Annotated in this window: 13 protein-coding genes; all 13 read right to left on the reverse strand. The window is 38.2% G+C overall.

Annotation, left to right across the window (positions count from 1 at the left end):
- Nucleotides 1–34 precede the first annotated feature (34 nt).
- Nucleotides 35–895 (reverse strand): SMP-30/gluconolactonase/LRE family protein, encoded by an 861-nt coding sequence (locus FRZ67_RS04870; protein ID WP_147188463.1) that lies wholly within the window; start codon nt 893–895, stop codon nt 35–37.
- Nucleotides 896–1,016: 121 nt separating this feature from the next.
- On the reverse strand, nt 1,017–2,240 hold the full coding sequence (locus FRZ67_RS04875; protein ID WP_147188464.1) for an enolase C-terminal domain-like protein: 1,224 nt from the start codon (nt 2,238–2,240) through the stop codon (nt 1,017–1,019).
- A 120-nt stretch (nt 2,241–2,360) separates the two neighbouring features.
- On the reverse strand, nt 2,361–3,116 hold the full coding sequence (locus FRZ67_RS04880; RefSeq protein ID WP_147188465.1) for a glucose 1-dehydrogenase: 756 nt from the start codon (nt 3,114–3,116) through the stop codon (nt 2,361–2,363).
- Complete coding sequence (locus FRZ67_RS04885; RefSeq protein ID WP_147188466.1) at nt 3,106–4,158, reverse strand: hypothetical protein; 1,053 nt, start codon at nt 4,156–4,158, stop codon at nt 3,106–3,108. Before FRZ67_RS04885 ends, FRZ67_RS04880 begins: the two co-directional genes overlap by 11 nt.
- A 173-nt stretch (nt 4,159–4,331) precedes the next feature.
- Nucleotides 4,332–5,546, reverse strand: a complete 1,215-nt coding sequence (locus FRZ67_RS04890; RefSeq protein WP_147188467.1) for a DUF5005 domain-containing protein — start codon at nt 5,544–5,546, stop codon at nt 4,332–4,334.
- Nucleotides 5,547–6,776 carry a DUF5005 domain-containing protein gene (locus FRZ67_RS04895; RefSeq protein ID WP_147188468.1) on the reverse strand — a complete coding sequence of 410 codons (1,230 nt, stop codon included), beginning with the start codon at nt 6,774–6,776 and terminating at the stop codon, nt 5,547–5,549.
- A gap of 132 nt (nt 6,777–6,908) precedes the next feature.
- On the reverse strand, nt 6,909–8,108 hold the full coding sequence (locus FRZ67_RS04900; protein ID WP_147188469.1) for a DUF5005 domain-containing protein: 1,200 nt from the start codon (nt 8,106–8,108) through the stop codon (nt 6,909–6,911).
- A 111-nt stretch (nt 8,109–8,219) separates the two neighbouring features.
- A complete protein-coding gene (locus FRZ67_RS04905) occupies nt 8,220–9,014 on the reverse strand; it encodes a hypothetical protein (RefSeq protein ID WP_147188470.1) in 795 nt (264 codons plus the stop codon).
- A 129-nt stretch (nt 9,015–9,143) separates the two neighbouring features.
- The gene (locus tag FRZ67_RS04910; protein WP_147188471.1) at nt 9,144–10,535 is read right to left on the reverse strand and encodes a sugar porter family MFS transporter; all 1,392 of its coding nucleotides are present in this window, start codon (nt 10,533–10,535) and stop codon (nt 9,144–9,146) included.
- 5 nt (nt 10,536–10,540) lie between these two features.
- Complete coding sequence (locus FRZ67_RS04915) at nt 10,541–12,316, reverse strand: class I mannose-6-phosphate isomerase (RefSeq protein WP_147188472.1); 1,776 nt, start codon at nt 12,314–12,316, stop codon at nt 10,541–10,543.
- A gap of 15 nt (nt 12,317–12,331) precedes the next feature.
- Nucleotides 12,332–13,273 (reverse strand): ROK family protein, encoded by a 942-nt coding sequence (locus FRZ67_RS04920; RefSeq protein ID WP_147188473.1) that lies wholly within the window; start codon nt 13,271–13,273, stop codon nt 12,332–12,334.
- Nucleotides 13,274–13,506: 233 nt separating this feature from the next.
- Nucleotides 13,507–14,991 carry a RagB/SusD family nutrient uptake outer membrane protein gene (locus tag FRZ67_RS04925; protein ID WP_147188474.1) on the reverse strand — a complete coding sequence of 495 codons (1,485 nt, stop codon included), beginning with the start codon at nt 14,989–14,991 and terminating at the stop codon, nt 13,507–13,509.
- Between the two features lie 20 nt (nt 14,992–15,011).
- On the reverse strand, nt 15,012–18,122 hold the full coding sequence (locus tag FRZ67_RS04930; RefSeq protein WP_147188475.1) for a SusC/RagA family TonB-linked outer membrane protein: 3,111 nt from the start codon (nt 18,120–18,122) through the stop codon (nt 15,012–15,014).
- Nucleotides 18,123–18,222 lie beyond the last annotated feature (100 nt).

Genomic DNA, 18,222 nt, shown 5'->3' on the forward strand with positions numbered 1-18,222 from the left:
GTTTTTAGTTGTGAATTGATTTGAAAGTTAATGATTATTGTTTTGATTTGTGACATGCTAATGGTAAACCTTTTGTATCCATCTCTATCCTGCTTAAATGCCATCTTCCGAGATTGGCGGTATGTAATTGTTTGAAATCTTTTCCTCCAAATGCAATATTGGTAGGATTAGAAAGTGTATGTGCTTCCCAATCATCTGTCAATATGCTTATTTCCTTTTGCTTACTTACTTTATAAATCCTGTTGGGTGCATAGCAGGAAATATAAAGATTCTCTTCATCGTCAAATGCAATTCCATCGGGGCATGTTTCAGGAATAACAACAAAGACTTCTCTTTCTCCTGCTGTTCCATCATTATTGATCTTTATTCTTTCTACACCAGGCAACCAGGTACAAACCACATACAAATACTTTTCATCTTTTGAAAGTGCCATGCCATTTGCAAAATTGAACGGGCCTTTATGCCAGATACTCCCATTACCATTTTCATCAAAGCAGAAAATCTTTCCATTCACCTGCCTGAATGCGCCACTATCTGACACATATAATTTACCTGTTTTGTCAAACACCGCATAATTGGGAATATTCATGTTTACACCACCAGCACTTGTTGCAAACATTTCTAGTTTGTATGATGTAAGATCAAGCTTCCAGACACACTTATTTTTGAGATCGCATATAGCAAGCCATGTACAATCCGCAGAAAATGCAATACCTAAAACAAAGCCGCCGGTATTTGCTACTTCTGTTATTGTTTTTCCATTCTCAGTTATTTTATAGACCTGCCCTGCTTCTCCTCCGGCCCAAACAGAACCATCAGGATGCACCGCTACACATTCAGGATGATCAAGGCCATCTGCAAAAATTGATATTTGATCAATGGTTATAGGCATCATATTTTTTCTTTCCTGTTTAATAATTTAAAGTTGCACCAAGCTGATCCGTGTTACTAAAAGTACAAGAGTGCGACGCAACGAAAGCTTAATAGCGGCAATTAGCCTGGTTCAAAAGATTTCATTACTTACGCTTCAATTTCGCCCAGTTCCTTTCCGGTAACACACTAAACCATTCCGGTCTTTCAGGATCACGATCATACTGATAACCGCCAACTTCTTTATAATACCCGCCGTATTGTTTTAGTTTATCATGATCAAGCTCAACACCAAGTCCATTGCCTTGTGGCACTTTGATCTTTCCATTTACATATTGCATCTTTCCACCTTTAATAATATCATCTGTTATGTGGTGGTAATGCGCATCCGCAGCAAAAGAAAGATTGGGAATAGCAGCGCCAAGATGCAGCATGGTAGCGAGTTGTATGCCAAGCTCGCCGGAGCTATGCACGGCAACACCAATTTGAAATTTCTCGCAAACGATACTCGCTTTCCATGCCTGGCGCAAACCGCCCCAAAATGTTGTGTCGAGTAAAATAACATCGATAGCATTGGTGCGGATGCATGCAGCAAGCTGTTCAAAATTTACAACAACTGTATTGGTTGAAGTAGGTATGCGAATCATCTCTCTTACACGCCTCATTCCTTCCATGCCCCATGTAGGGTCTTCAAAATAATCGTTTGGTAAATGCTCAATTACTTTGCCTATGCTTATAGATTCTTCCACACTCCATGCTGCATTGGGATCTATGCGCACTTTATGTTCCGGAAAAGCAGCAGACAAAGCTTTAAACACTTCAATCTCATGATCAGGATGAAAAACACCGGCCTTTAATTTATGAGAAGTGAAACCATATTTATTTACAAGGTCTTTTGCATGTGTTACAATTTCTTCAGCAGTTTCTTCACCGCCGATACCTGTTATCTCATTTTTATAGCGGAAGAAAATATAAGATGCAAAAGGTATTTCTTCACGCAATGCACCACCCAAAAGATCGCATGCACGAATGCCTAATTTTTTTCCGATGATGTCAATACATGCAAACTCTATAGCCGCATGCAACTGCGTTCTGTTGTTGTATAAAGAAGCAGTTGGGTTACAAATTTTCCAGTATAACTGTTCCAGTTGCATAGGATCGTGACCAATCAAATATTTATTCAATGCACTAAATGCATTCTCTGCAGATTCGCCCCCACCGCCCATTTCACCAAGGCCCGTAATACCTTCATCAGTTTCGACTTCTATGATCGTACGCACAAAACGTCCCCAATGACAACCGTTGGAATGTCGAATCGGCGCTTCCAAAGGCATGGCGACTGTTGTAGCTTTTATGTTTGTTATTTTCATACCCCAACCCTAAAGGGAGTTTTTATTTTTTTGAATACAAGCTAATCTTTTCATGGCATCTTCGTTGCGTCGCAATCCTTTCATCTGTATCTTTTCATGGCAACAAAAATCATATTAGCCTCAACTATCTTTTTTACTTCCAGCGATTGTAATTCCTAAACCTCCGTCTATTCTAAAAGCTTGCCCTGTTATAAAGCTTGCTTTATCACTGCATAAAAAATAAATCAGTTCAGCAACTTCTTCCGGCTTGCCAATGCGATGTACGGGATGCATATCTATACACTCCTGCATTACTGCTGCAGGATCGGGAGATAATGCAATTGAATCTCTCAACATAGGTGTATCAATGGTTCCGGGGCAAACAGCTACACATCTTATGTTTGGTGCATAATCAACCGCAATGCTTCTTGTCAAACCAAGCAAAGCAGTTTTTGCAGTAGTGTATGCAGCAACATTTTGCTGACTTACAAATGCCTGTACACTGCTCACATTAATTACTACTCCACTACCCTGTTGCTGCATAAAAGGTATTGCATGTTTTGCACAGAGGTATTGACTTTTCAGATTTACGTTCATTACAAGATCCCACTCATCTTCTGCTGTGTCTGTAACGTTTCCGTAACGCTGAATGCCTGCATTATTAATTAAAAAATCTATTCTTCCGAATTTTTGATGAGTGTTTTGAATGGCATGTTGTACTTCGTTATTCTTTGAAACATCACACGCAGTATAAAACCATCTTTCATCATTAATGCCACTTTTATCAGGTGAAATATCCAGTAACGCAACATTTGCTCCTTGCTCATAAAATAAAGTAGCACATGCAAGACCAATCCCTTTTGATGCACCTGTTATGATGACAGTTTTATTTTTCATGATGGTTTGTAAAATTTACGTTCCCAATATCTATGTGCTTGCCAGAATCTTTTTCAACTGCGGTGATTACTCCATCGTTTATTTCAATTTGTTCGATACCTCTAAAATTATTCCCACCCGGGAAAAGAAAACAAGCATACTCTTTTGTTACCTGCTCACCTGCATCTATGTATGCAACAGTTGGCTCATTAAATACTTCGAGGTTATTGTTTTCAATGATCTTTTGAAAAGGCTGATGCAGACCAGTTGTACCAAATTCAAGTCCGCGATATTTGATTATTCCATTTTCAAAATGCTGCCAGAGATTAATCCAGGAATAATCTTTTCTTTGCCATACATAACCAAGCACTAATTGATGTGCTGGTGAGTAAGCAGTTAACCACCCGTAATTATCTTTTGGGTCAACTATAAATGAAAATACCGAATTATAATTCTTTTGTGGGTTACGCAAATCAAATGCATTCTTGTTGTCATCAGTTGCTACCGGCCAATTGACAATATGCTTTGACGGTTGATCTCCATATAAATAATTGAACCCGGTTGTTGCATTGCAATTAATCACTGTCGTTCCATCTAAAAAGGGTACAGCAATTGTTGGATGTTGTACAATTTGGTATAATCTTCCCAGAGGATTTATATTGGTGATTGTTTCCGTAACATGACAAAGTGCAACATGCTCATTCATTTGCATTTTTCTTTGAACATGCAATCCTTCAAGATGCGCAGTTGTTTCCATCGCTAGCCCTGTTTCATCATTTTCATTCAACTGCCACTCAATATTTGCAGGCTCACCATGATTTGGAATACCTGTATTTATTTCTCCTGTTGATGGCTCACCCCATCTTCCGGCGCAAATAAAATGTCCCTGGTACGCTGCACCAGCTTTATTGTTGGCAGGCATTCGATCTTTTGAAAACCTGAAGGATAAAGGGTTTACAGGATTTTCTTTTAAATGAAAATCTGTTATTGCACCACCATGCAAATCAGCTTCTAAAACAGAAGTTTTATTTTGTAGTTGTATTTTGGTATCCGTGATGAGCATGGTATGCTTACTATTTTTTTACTTAGCTATAATACTACTATCAGCGTTCCTTGTGTCACTCACTTGTACACCTGAACATATTGCAGCAAATTGTCGAAATCATTACTTAAGTACAAGAGTGCGACGCAACAAGCGATGATAGTAGCAATGCAGTTTGGTTCATAATAATTCTGTTAATACTTTACTGAAATAAACCTCGGTCGTAAGTGATATGGATGTTTTACAATATCATCTAAGAAATCGAACGAGTTTACATTGTAACTGATAAGCAACTCGCCGGGCTTTGATAAATTGGGATGCGCCTTTGCATTGTACGTGTAAAAATCAAGATCATCGTATGCTTCAGGCGTTTCCCAAACTTTCTTGGCAGGCTGAAACGGCCCCCACGGCGTGGCACCTGCAGCGATTGCAACAGTTGTGTTTGCAGTCTTTAATTGATACGCTGCAATAACGCGGCCATCAGCCATAAAACTTACACTCATTTCATTCGAGATATTATCTGTAAGCGCTGCACATGTATGCATGTCTGTGTTCCATGAAAGTCCATCCCAAAAACGCCACTCGTTAAAATTTTCAAATGCTGAATCTTTTACTCTTGCAACAACCAATTCTTTATTCATACCACGCACACCATATACGTAAATAAAACCATCAGGCTCTGGAGCGCCTGCTCCCACTGTGTTTGGGAGCACACAGATGCCGAACACCGTTTTACCTTTTGCATCAGTAAAAAATAAAGGCGTATCAAATTGTTTTTGATCTTTGTAGGGAGGGCGGCTTCCTTTTGGTAAAGCAATCAATGAAACGCCAAGATCCTCAAAAGGGTAAATACCACCCGGAACATTGTGAATGAGATAAGCAAAAATATAAATCGTGCTATCCTTTGCATGATCCATGAATCCATCACCGAGCCAGTAATAACTTTTCTCAGGAGCCTTTGGTGTATGCGGTTCAAACATTGACAAAGGCTTACCCACACTGTCTCTGCGCCAGTAATAATTTATTTTATTAGGGTCTGGATTTGCACCATGAAAATAGGCAACAGAATTGTTCATCATTTGCCAATCACCTTTGAGTGTATCAGCTTTTGTATCTATGTTGCCAAGAATGCAATCGCTGAACCAGAACATGGTTTCTGATTGATCATTCATTTGCCCTGGTTTATCAATACCGGTTAATGCGGTGCAGTAAATGCCATCTGCACCTATCCAGCCTGTATCATGCCGCAGCATCTCTGCCCATTCAGGTGCGGCTTTGGTCGTAATTCTTGAATTAGCGTATTCATCTTTTGAATCAACAGCAGCACTTGTTTTTGATGCTTCATTATTATTACATGCAAGCATGCAAGTTGAAAAGAGAATGCATTGTATGAGTAATAATCTTTTCATCTATGGCAATAGTTTTAGTCTTATAAATCTCGGACGATAGAGATTTGGATAAATTCTTATATCGTTGAAAAAATCTGTTGAGTTTACATTGTAGCTGATTAATAATTCTCCAGGTTTTGAAAGTGATGGATGCGCTTTTGCATTGTATGTAATAAAGTTTTTAGATGTCTTTAATACATCATCACAATTCCAGATTTTGATAACTTTTCCAAAAGGACCGTAAGGTGTTTTTCCAAGACGCAGCCCAACATACGGGCTAATACCATTTACCTGGAATATCATTGCATACCTTCCATCAGGTAAAGGTGAAACACTTAATTCATTCGATGCACTGTCTGTAATTGCAGCAGATTTATCTATATCAGCATTCCATTCTTTTCCATCATAAAATTTCCATTTATCAAACTGATCAAATTCTACTGGCAGCACTCTTGCAACCAATACATTTTTTTTCTGTCCCTGCATACCATATACATAAACATACCCATCAGGATCTGGAACGCCTGCAGCTTTTGTATTCACTAAAATGCCCGACCCATAAGAACCATAATCATATGCTGTGTCAACAGAAGGCTTTAAAAAAAATGGTGTTTGTGTTTGTTTGTAATTACTATATGGAGGCTTACTGGTTTTGTCAATTTTAATCATAGCGTTAGCTGCTTCTGCAAAACCAAGCCCGTACTTTGTTTGCCTGATCAGGAATGCAAAAAAATTGATACTGCTGTCTGTTGCTGTATTTACAAAACCATCGCCATTCCAATATGCATCCGTCGGCATTACACCCGCAATTTTGGGAACAAACATGGTGGCAGGTCTTTGCCTTTCTTCTGCCCAATAAAAATGAATGTTGCTATCCACAGGATCTTTTCCTTTTAGTATTGCAACTGAATTACGGACGAATGAAAAATTATTTTGCAAAGAATCATTAATAATATCGCCTATTACTGTGTCGCTAAAAAGAATTAATGTTTTACTGCTGTCATCTGCATAAACATTTTCCTTTCCGTTTAATGGAATTGAAAAAATACCATCCCCACCGAACCATCCGTGCTGACGTTTGAATAAGGCATCCCATTCCGGCGCTGTTTCAACAGTGAAATGTAATGAGTCGAGATTATCAGTAATAGGATTTTCCTTTGTTGCCTGATTGTTGCATGCACAAAATGTTATCGTTGCTAAAGTCACTAAAGCATTAATAAAATTCTTTTCTATTGATAACTTTTTATTCATTACTGTTTATACTTTGCCGGTTTGACGCTTTAGAAGCGTCTGACTTATTTTATGTTGCGTAATGATCTCCAGTACAAGAGTGCGACGCAACAGGCGATGCCATGAAATACCAATGCATGGCTCATAAAAATGCTATTGCAACTTTACTCTTATAAATCTTGGGCGATAAAAATTTGAATGTTCTTTTACATCGTTCCAGAAATCGAATGACCCAACATTATAACTGATCAACAACTCTCCTGGCTTTGATAAACTTGGATGCGCCTTTGCATTGTACACAATAAAATTCTTCCCTTCTTTTTGTTCGGTGCATTCCCAGATTTTTATAATAGGACCAAACGGACCATAAGGCGTAGTGCTCAAACGCAATCCCACAGCGGTTCCTATGCCATCTGTCTGGAACACCATTGCATAACGGCCATCAGGTAACGGCGTAACACTTAACTCATTCGATGCACGGTCTGCAATAGTTGCTGATTTTAAAATATCTGTTTGCCATATGGTTCCGTCGTAGTAACGCCATTTAGAAAAATCTTCAAAGTCTGCGGGCTTTACTCTTGCAACCATCACCTTTTTTATGTCGCCGCCAACACCATATACATACACATATCCATCGGGATTTGGCGCACCTGCACTCTTCGTGTTTGGAAAAACAGCAGAGCCAAAAGAAATATAATTGTTGGGATATTTTGCTGTGTTATCAACTGCATAAATTGGCGCATCAACTTGTTTTTGATCTGTGTATGGCGGCTTGCTTCCTTTTGGTAAAATGATCATTGCATTGCCAACCTGTTGAAATAAAAAAGCATTATCTGCGGTGTCTCTTATGCGATAACAAAAGATATAAGTTTTATCACCAAGCTCATGATTTACAAAACCATCACCAAGCCAATAGTAATCATCGTGCTTTGCATTTGGTGTGTTGGGCGCAAAAAAAGAACCTTCGTTACGCGGCTTTGTTTCCTTCCATTTGAATTGAATATTGTCTTCTTTGGGTTCATAACCTTTTAATAGCGCAACTGAATTATGCACCATTATAAAACCAGTCTTTGGTCTGTCGTTCACAATATCACCAAGCATTGTATCGCTGAACAGGATTGTGTTTTCAACGCTGCTGTCAGCTTTATCTACGCCATTTGATGGCAATACAAAAATGCCATCTGCACCAAACCAACCATGTTGACGATTCAATAGCTTTGTCCACTCGGGTGCTTCTTCAACAGTGAATTTTAAATTATTGATATCTGTATTCTTAACTGTTTGCGCTGTAGTTTTGCACGAATAAGAAGATGTCAAAAAAGCAAATAATATCCAGGAATAATTTCTTTTCATGTAGAGAATAATTTTATGTGCCCAACTATGGAATTTATATTACGCTTTTGTTGCGTCGCACCCTTGTGCTGTTTATATATATTCAATATTCAGCACGCAGCTTTGAAAATATTAGTAAGGTTCCAATGTAAACGTGAACAACTCTTTGTCTGAAAGTCCAAACACAGATAAGTCGTATGTTATCTGCATTACCCATTTGTCTTTTGTGAGTGAGATAACATTATATACTTCAGTTGTAACTTTTGATGGATCGAATACAGAATGATAAGTCTGCGTAAAAGTCTTTTCATCTTCTGTCAAACTCCATTTATCATAAATATTAAATCCATCGAATAAACAACCAGCAGTTCCATAATTAAGCAGGATAGTGCTATCACGTTTATAGGTAAAGAAATTGTCTTTTTCGCAATCCTGCAGGTTTTCAGAAGGCGGATCATCTGTTTCCCAAAATTTAGAAGTTATTTTCCAGGGATGCGATGCTATGATCTGTGCGCCTGATGCAATGGTATTTACAGTAAGATCTTTTTCTGCAGCTTTCCCTTTTTCATCTTCAATGCGATAATTGAAACCAACAAGTTTATCTACTTCATCATCCTGTAAGGTGTAGTTGAATGTATAATCAAAATTTGTTTGACCCGAAACATCTGTAATAGTTAATACTCCATTTGTACCCCATGAACTGTCAATTTTCAGATTTACTGTTTTGGATATATAGAAATTCTTTACGCCATTCTGCACTGTTCCGGATAAAACTGTTGAAACTGGAAATCCTGATTTACCGCTTACTTTGTCCGGTGCAAGTATAAGCTTAGGCAGATCCGTTTCTACCTTATCTTTTTTGCATGCAAAAAAGATAACTGAAGTAGAAATAGCAAGCGCAGTTAAGATTACAAAAGATCGTTTCATTTCGTTAGAATTAATATTGAATATAATTTTAGAGTTTATCTTATTGCCGAATAGTATTGTTGCTGCACAAGAGTGCGACGCAACGAAAGCTTAATAGCAGTAATAATGATTGGCTCATAATATTTTTATTTAAACATTATTTGTTTTAAGTGTAACGGAAGCATCGCGGGCTTTCCAATAATTTTCAATTTCTTCCAATGTCTTTTCTTTTGTTTCGGGAACCATTTTCCATACAAAGAGGAACGCACAAATCGCCATGAACATATATATCCAGAATGTGAATGCATTACCAATAGAGCCCATCAAAATCGGAAATGATTGTGACACAAGGAACACAGCAACCCACAAAGAAAATACAGCAACCGACATAGCTGTACCTCTTGCTTTTGTAGGAAAAATTTCTGCAATAACTACGAATGTTAATGGTCCGAGCGAGATAGCAAAACATGCGATGTAACAAAGTATTCCAATGAGTACCAGATAACCTTGCTGTGCATTAAAATAAAATGCGGCACCAACAGCAAGCAGGCAGATCGTCATACCTGCAATACCGATAAGCAATAAAGCCTTTCTGCCAAGTTTATCTACATATTTTATTGCCACTAAAGTGAATGCAACATTGATGATACCAACCAATACTGTTTGCATTAATGCAGAGCCTGAGCCATCACCTGTTGATTTAAAAATTTCCGGGGCATAATACATAACAGCATTAATACCTGTAACCTGTGAAAAAATGGCAAGTACAATACCAATAAGCAATGCACGTCGTAAACCTGGTTTCAACATTTCTGAAATTGGTAATGATGTTTCATCAGCTAATGTATTGTTGATCTCGTTTAGCTCCTGTTGTGCTTTTGTTGTGCCATTTATTTTTGTAAGAATATATAAAGCTTCTTCATTACGTTTCTTCTTGGCAAGCCAACGCGGACTTTCAGGAACGGTAAGCAATAACAATATAAATATTACAGAAGGAATAAGGCCGGAACCGAACATGTAACGCCATCCTGTGCTGATATTCCATGCTTCGTCATACATGCCGGCAATGCCTGCATTTACAAAATAGATCAGCAGGATACCTGACACGACACCTAACTGAAATACAGAGATGAGTTTGCCACGTATATCAGCAGGCGCCATTTCTGAAATATACATTGGTGACAACATCGATGCAATGCCAATGCCCATTCCACCAATCAACCGAAATACAACGAAGAATGTAAGGTTTGGTGGCATTGCAGTTCCTATTGAGGATATGGCAAACAACAATGCAGCAAGCATCAATACTTTTTTGCGACCAATATTATCACTCAGTTTACCAGCATACATAGCGCCTGCAATACAACCCAGCAATGCACAAGAAGCAACCCAACCTGTCATTGCATCCGATAAAGAATAGTATTGTTTCATAAAACCAATAGCACCTGCAATAACAGCAGTGTCATAACCGAATAATAATCCACCTACTGCTGCGACAAGTGTTGCTTTATAGATATACCAATTGTTTCTTTTTTGTTGCATACGTTTTAGTTTATGCTTATGTCAACCAGTTTTTCTGTTCGTACTGATGCTTTCATAGTTGCACATTGTTTACCTGCACTTTCTCCGTGTGGCGTAACGGTGTATTCATCTACCGCAGCAGGAACAATAAATGTTTCTGCATAGTGAATGATAAAAGGCTCGAATGCATTGGTTGGGCTTTCAACGATTGCTTCACTACCTTCGATTAAATTCAACACATTCACCACACCGTTCGTGTTATGTGTTACTGTTTTGGTGAACCAATGTCTTCTTGTTTCAATAAAAGAGTCTTCATCAAGACCAGTTCGCTCTTCACACCAGCCATCTCCTTCTTGAATTTCTTTAACAAGATTGAGAATATTTTTTTCCGTCCATTCTTTTGTACGGTTCCACTGAATAACATTTTTACCGTGTTCGAGGGAAATGGGGCGTGGTTTGCCATCTAATCCCATTCTTCCCCAATCCCACAACTTGAAAGTAAAAATGTAAGGCGTGGCGCTTATTTCAAGTACAACGGTGTTGGCGCCGGAGCAGTGAACAGTACCAGCGGGTATTGAAACATGGTCATGTTTTTTTACCTGCCATTTTTGTACAAATTTTTCTGCATCAAAATTGTGACCGTTACTTTGTGCAGATTCAAGTTCTGCAACCATCGCAGCAGGATCAATCTTTTCTTTTAAACCGAGATAAACAAATGCTTCATTTTTGGCATCCAAAAAATAATAGCTTTCATCCTGCGTGTAAGGCATACCGAATTTTTCTTTGATATATTTTTTTAAAGGATGAACCTGTAAACTAAGATTACCACCTTCCATTGTATCAAGGAAATCAAACCTTATAGGAAATTCATCACCAAAGCTTTTGTAGACGGGTTTTCCAAGCAATGCTTCGGGTTGAAAGAAGACAACATTAATGGATGGTATTTCTATTACTTCATTTTGAAAGCGCATCATTAAACTGTTTTCTTCGGGCACACAATCAAAACCCCATGCAAAATTTTGTTCGCTTCTGTCGAGATCGCAAACTTCTTTTAACCATTGACCACCCCATGGACCAGGATCAAAAAATGGAACAACACGAAATGGCCTCGTAACAACATATTCTAATGCTTCTTTTAATGCAACGGCAGTAATTAGTTTTGGATTTTCTTCAATCGTTGTATCAAGTATATAATCGATCTTATCAAATATTTTTTTCTTATGCCTGTCACACACCCGCCAGTCAACGAAATAAGCATGCTTGTATTTATAAGCGAATGAATCTGTTTTATTATTACGACCAATATTGCCAACAGCATCTCTTCGGAAGCGCAATTGAATTTCCCAGCGTGGCATATCTGCATATACAATCAATGCAGCTTCCTTACAAACCAACGTGGCACCTATGCCAATTACTATTACAATTCCTTTATCCACAGCAGCAATTTGTTGCTGTAAGTCAGAAATCTTTTGTCCATCAAAATAACTTTCCAATTCAAGTGGAGTGACATAACCAAACACAGGATCATCCGTTACAAATGGCTGAACGATTTCTGCAATAATCGTTTCATCTTTCATTGCGGATGCAGCATTAATTAATAATGCAGAATTCATTTCTTCTTTTAAATGTTTGATGATCTCCTTTACAAAAACGCCATGATAGCATTCAACAGCAACAATAATTTTTTCTTTGCCAGAAATCTTTACCGCCTTATTAATTTCATCAATAACCGCATCCCATCCTGAATAACAGGTATGACCTTTTATACTTACTTCCGGAAATTTATCATAATTCGATTTCATCAATCTGCTCAATTTTTATTCATTCGTTACTAAATAACCCGCGCCTAAAAGTGCTGCTGTTGCAGGAAAAGATGCTGCTTCAATTTTTACTTTTCCCCATGGCGTCCATGCATGTGCGTCTGTTTGTTGCTGTATGTATGGAATAATATAATCACTGCTTGCCATGATACCACCCGTCAACAATAATATTTCAGGATCGTATGCATGAATAAGATTTATTGCGCACGCAGACCATACATGAAGGCTTTCTTCTTTTATTTTATTTGCTAATGCATCTCCCTGTTCTGCACACCTGAAAATAGATTCGAAATCTATTGTTGACTCTTTTGCCAGCTTGCTGTTTGCAAATCCTTCAGCGTTTTTTACTTTGGCGGCGATGCACCATGTTGAAGCTTCTGTTTCTACACATCCCTTATTGCCACAGTTGCATTGCGATCCTTTGTAGTTAATAATAAAATGTCCACCTAATATTCCAGCGGTAAAATGCTTACCTCTTAATAACTTCCCTTCTATAACTGCTGAACTTCCAACACCAGTACCCAATGTCATCAACACTACATTTTCATAATCTTTTGCTTTACCAAATTTCCATTCGCCTATCAATGCAGCACGTGCATCATTTTCCATGGAAAGTTTTAAACCCAATGCTTCTTTACACCAGCTTTCGAAATCTATTTCCGGTGCATCTCCAAATTTTTTATCTATCGAAAGAATTCTTTTTTGTTTACTGTCAACTATTCCCGGAACCGCCATTCCTAATCCTGCCAGATCATTCAATGAAATTTTATGTTCTGCTAATAATTTAATAATTGCATTTTTTACATGTGGCAATCTTTCTCTTAATCCATTTGCAGATAATGCATCTATTGATGTTGTCCCTACAACTACATGTGCCTGCACCAGACCAATTTTTATTTTGGTTCCCCCGAGATCTATTGCCAGTGCAGGTTTATTCATTTTATTTTTTATTCAGCTTTATATCTTTTGGCATCACCTGTTGTGTCACTCACTTGTACGTTCGAAACATTAATGAGCAAAGTCAAAATTCAAAAAGTAAAAAGTGAAAATGTGTTAGTCCTTTTTTTGAATTTTTCATTTTCACTTTTGACTTATATGCTACAGTACAAGTGTGCGACGCAAGGAACGATGATATATGTACTATCGTTTGGTACATAAAAATTCTTTCTTCACTAATAACCTGTGTTCTGAACGAGATTTGGATTCAGATCAATTTCACGTTGCGGCAATGGAAACAAATAATGTTTTGTCTGCGGCGTAACGCCCGGCTTTGCAATGGGTACAAGCGTTTCAAGCGTATGCGTACGTGCAAGATCGAACCATCGCTGACCTTCTGCAACAAACTCCCAACGTCTTTCTTTCAGCACTGCTGCACGAAATTCCTCCTGCGATAAATTAGTGTAATCAGGCAATGCATCACGGTAAACAGTGCCATCGAAACGTGCACGTTTGCGCACCATGTTTATGTATGTGTATGCGTCTGCAGTATTACCTAATTCATTACTTGCTTCAGCAAGCATGAGCAGCACATCTGCATAACGGATCACAGGATAATCATTTGCAGTACCATTTGCTTTAGGCTCTGCAATACGATCCCAATATTTTTGTATGTAAGGTTTGATACTTGTAATAGACCCATCGGGGTTATGAACTTCTGTTACAAAAGTTACAGCGCGTCTTCTGTCATTTGCATCATAACTATCGTATAGATCTTGCGTGGGCACCTGCCAGCCTTGTGCATTCTCTACACCTTCGGCACTCAATGCAGTAGGCAATAAACGCACATTAAACTGACCAACTTCCCAGAAAATAATTGCACCGCCGGCATCACCAAAGCCCACCGAAAAAATTGCCTCTTTACCACCGCGACTAGAGAGTTTAAATACATCAGCAAAGTCATCCCACAAAGCATATTCGCCGGAATTGATTACCTCTTTGCATTTTGCAGCGCAGTTTGTATAATCACCTCTTGTAAGATAAACCTTTGCCAGCAAAGCTTTTGCTGCACCGCTTGTTGCACGACCACGACCATCACCCGGAGGATAATTCAATGGTAATGATTCGGCATCAGATAGATCACTGATTATTTGTGCATATATATCATCAACACTTGAGATTGATGGTGTTAATGGTTCTGATTCTTTCAATACTAATGGAATGCTGCCAAACATGCGCACCATATCAAAGTATAACATGCCACGTAAAAACTTCGCTTCATTCACCAAACGCGTTCTGAGTGTAGCATCCATTTGTATCAATGGAATTCTTTCGATGGCAATATTTGCTAATGTTATTGTTTTATAATGTGTGTACCAGATTTCCTGCAATGCATTATTTTGAGAACTGTAAGTAAATGTTGCAGTCTGATCGTAGTAAGGAGAAAATATTTCCTGGTTATTCATCTCATCAGATGCGAGACCCGCAGTTACCCAAAATGAATTAAGATATACACCCGCATAAGAACCCGAGCTGATTGAATTGAGCCACGCATAAATTGCATTTACTGCAAAAACTGCATCCTGCTCTGTTTGATAGAAGTTAGTAACAGCGACTACATTTTTTGGATCTTCAGTAAGGAATTTTTTACAGGAAGGAGTAATCATCGTTAACAATAAAACGAATGCTGCAGGTTTTATAAAATTATATGTTGATTTCATAATGGCTTATTTGTTGAATACTAAAATCCTACGTTGATACCGATTGTATAAGTTTTTGTTTGCGGATAACCACCATAGTCAATGCCAATCAATGTCGTGCTTTGTCCATAAGTGTTCGCCTCCGGATCGTAGCCGGTGTAATCAGTTAACGTCCATAAATTGGTAGCACCCGCATAGATGCGAAGACTTTGTATACCTGTCTTCTTTAAAATATTTGCAGGCATACGATAAGCAAGTGTAACATTCTTCAATCTTATATATGATGCATCTTCAACAATGTTGGAAGAGAATATACCCACATCAAGGCTTCCATTTGATAAGGCTCTTGGATATTTATTATTTGGATTTTCAGGCGTCCACCTGTTCAATGCGGCTTCTGCCAACACATTATTCTGACCAGTAAAATTTAAGAGATCAAGATTATTTAAGTTAGCCATTTTATTGCCCTCTGATCCCTGGAAGAAAAAGCTGAGGTCAATATTTTTAAAAGAGAAAGTATTGTTGAAACCCCATGTAAATTTTGGTTGTGCATTACCAAGTAATGTTCTGTCATCTGCATTAATTACACCATCTCCATTAATGTCTTTATATTTTCTATCACCGGCTTTTGCAACAGATGCAGGATTTGGAGAAGTGGGCTCTTGTCCTATTAACACCGGGCTGCTTGCAGCTTCAGCATCTGATTGAAAGATGCCATCAAATTCATAACCATAAAATGTACCTATCGGTAATCCCTGTCTTAAAATAATTCCACCGGGAAGCAGAATATCTGTGCTGGTATTGAGATTTGTCATCTCATTTTTATTGATAGAAACATTTAGCGAAGTGCTCCATTTTAAAGCTCCTGTTGTATTGATGGTTTTTAAATCAAGGTCAAAACCTTTGTTTACGATATTACCAACATTCAATAAAGTTGAAGTAAAACCGGAAGTTGATGGAATCGGCGTAGAAAGCAAGAGATCAAAAGTTTTCTTATTGTAATAATCACCGGTAAATGTAATACGGTTACTAAACAAACTAATATCAACACCAATGTCTAATTGCTTTGTGCTTTCCCATTTCAGATCTTTATTTACATAGCTTAATGGTTCGCGGCCCGTATATACTTCACTGCCTTGTGAACTGTTGAATACACCTTCACCGTATGGACCGACTAATGCAAGTGATTGGTATGGTGGTATAGCCTGATTACCCACTACACCATAGCTTGCACGAAATTTTAAATCAGAAATAGCATGAACATCTTTCATGAAATTTTCTTTGGATATGCGCCATGCAAACGCGCCGGAAGGGAAGAAACCATATTTGTTTCCTTCAGCAAATTTTGAAGACCCATCAGAGCGACCTGTTACTGTAAATAGGTATTTATCCTTGATTGTATAGTTTACCCTGCCAAAGAAAGAAACAAGACTCCATTTAGATTCACCATTGAAAGGTTTTTGTGGGTTAAGCGCTGCAGATATATCATGGTAACCTGTTCTGTCGTCAGGAAAATCAAAAGCATAAACAAATAAGCTTTCATTTTGGAATTGCTGTACCGTAAACCCAGCAACTGCATTTATGGAATGCTCATTCTTAAACTGCTTTGAATAATTCAATGTGTTTTCATTAAGCCATGTTAAACCTTGCACAGTTCCGAGTGATGCTTCTCCTTTACTCGCCTGGGCTCTTTTCAAATAATACGGCGCATATGAATTTTCTTTATTGGAGAAAGCATCCAAACCAAAACTGGTTTTAAACTCAAGCCCTTCCATTAACTTATACCTGGCATATATATTTCCAAGGAATCTTGATGATACCGTATAGGAATTGTATTTATCAACTTCTGCAACAGGATTACCTAATAATTTGCCCCGGTCATTTTCATATGTATAGCCACCTACAACTGTTGAATCATAAATTGGTAGTATAGGGTTAAACAACATGGCATCTGTTACAACACCCGGAACAATTGTTCCAGCATTGGTCAATACACCATTCGATGTAACTCTTGCATAGGTAACACTTGTACCAACAGTAAGTCTTTTACTTACATCCCTGTCAAGATTGGAACGGAAGGAATAACGTTTAAAATCTGAATTCTTAATAATACCATCCTGTGCAAAGTAAGAACCTGTTATAGAGTATTTGGTTTTATCATCACCTCCCGAAAACGTTAACTGGTAGTTTGCCATAGGCGCTGTTCTAAGCACTGCATCCTGCCAGTCAGTTGTAGTAAGGTTCTTAGGGTTTACATAGATAGGCGTTTGGTTTGCATTCAACTTTGCTTCGTTCACAAAATCACCAAACTGGTGTGCATCCAATACATGAATTTTATTAGCTATTTCCTGTTGACCATAATAACTGTCCAGCGTTACGGAACCTTTACCCGCTCTTCCTCTTTTAGTTGTAATGATCACCACTCCATTTGCACCTCTTGATCCATAGATGGCGGTTGCCGATGCATCTTTTAAAATTTCTATTGATTCAATATCATTAGGATTGATGGCGGCTAATGGCCCAATACGTGGACCAAGTGTAACGCCTGTATTCATATCGTTACCATCACTGCTTATGAGCATTCCATCTATTACATACAATGGTTCATTGCCAGCATTAATAGAGGTGGTACCTCGTATTCTTATAGATGTTTCAGCGCCTGGTTTTCCAGATAATTGCGTAACCTGTACACCTGCTGCTCTTCCCTGCAGCGCCTGGTCAAAACTCGTTGCAGGCACAGCTTTTAGTTCATCCGCTTTTACAGAAACAACTGAACCGGTAAGATCGCTTTTCTTTACCGTGCCATAACCGATCACTACTACCTGCGACAATTCATTCTTCTCTTCTATCAATACTACATCAAAAGATGTTTTATTTTTTACATTCACTTCCTGTTTTGCATAACCAACATAAGAAAATACAAGAGTAGTTTCATTGCCCGACACATTAATGCTATAAGAACCACTATCATTTGTTGTAACAATCGTTGATGTGCCTTTCACCTGTACGGTAACACCAGCTAATACTTCCCCTGTTTCTGTGGTTACTTTACCGGTAATCTTTTTAGAAGTTTGTGCCGCGAGCTTTCCCGGACAAATAAATGCAGATAGCAAAAGCAATACAAGCAATCTCGTTAATGGTAATTTTTTCATTGCAGGAATCGTTGAGTAAATGAGTTATATGCTGACTTTACAGAATCGCTTTTTCGTTATTTTTTGAGCCCGGCTTTATTACTGCTATTAGGCTTTCGTT

The organism is Panacibacter ginsenosidivorans (assembly GCF_007971225.1).
In the GTDB taxonomy this organism is placed as follows: Bacteria; Bacteroidota; Bacteroidia; order Chitinophagales; family Chitinophagaceae; genus Panacibacter; species Panacibacter ginsenosidivorans.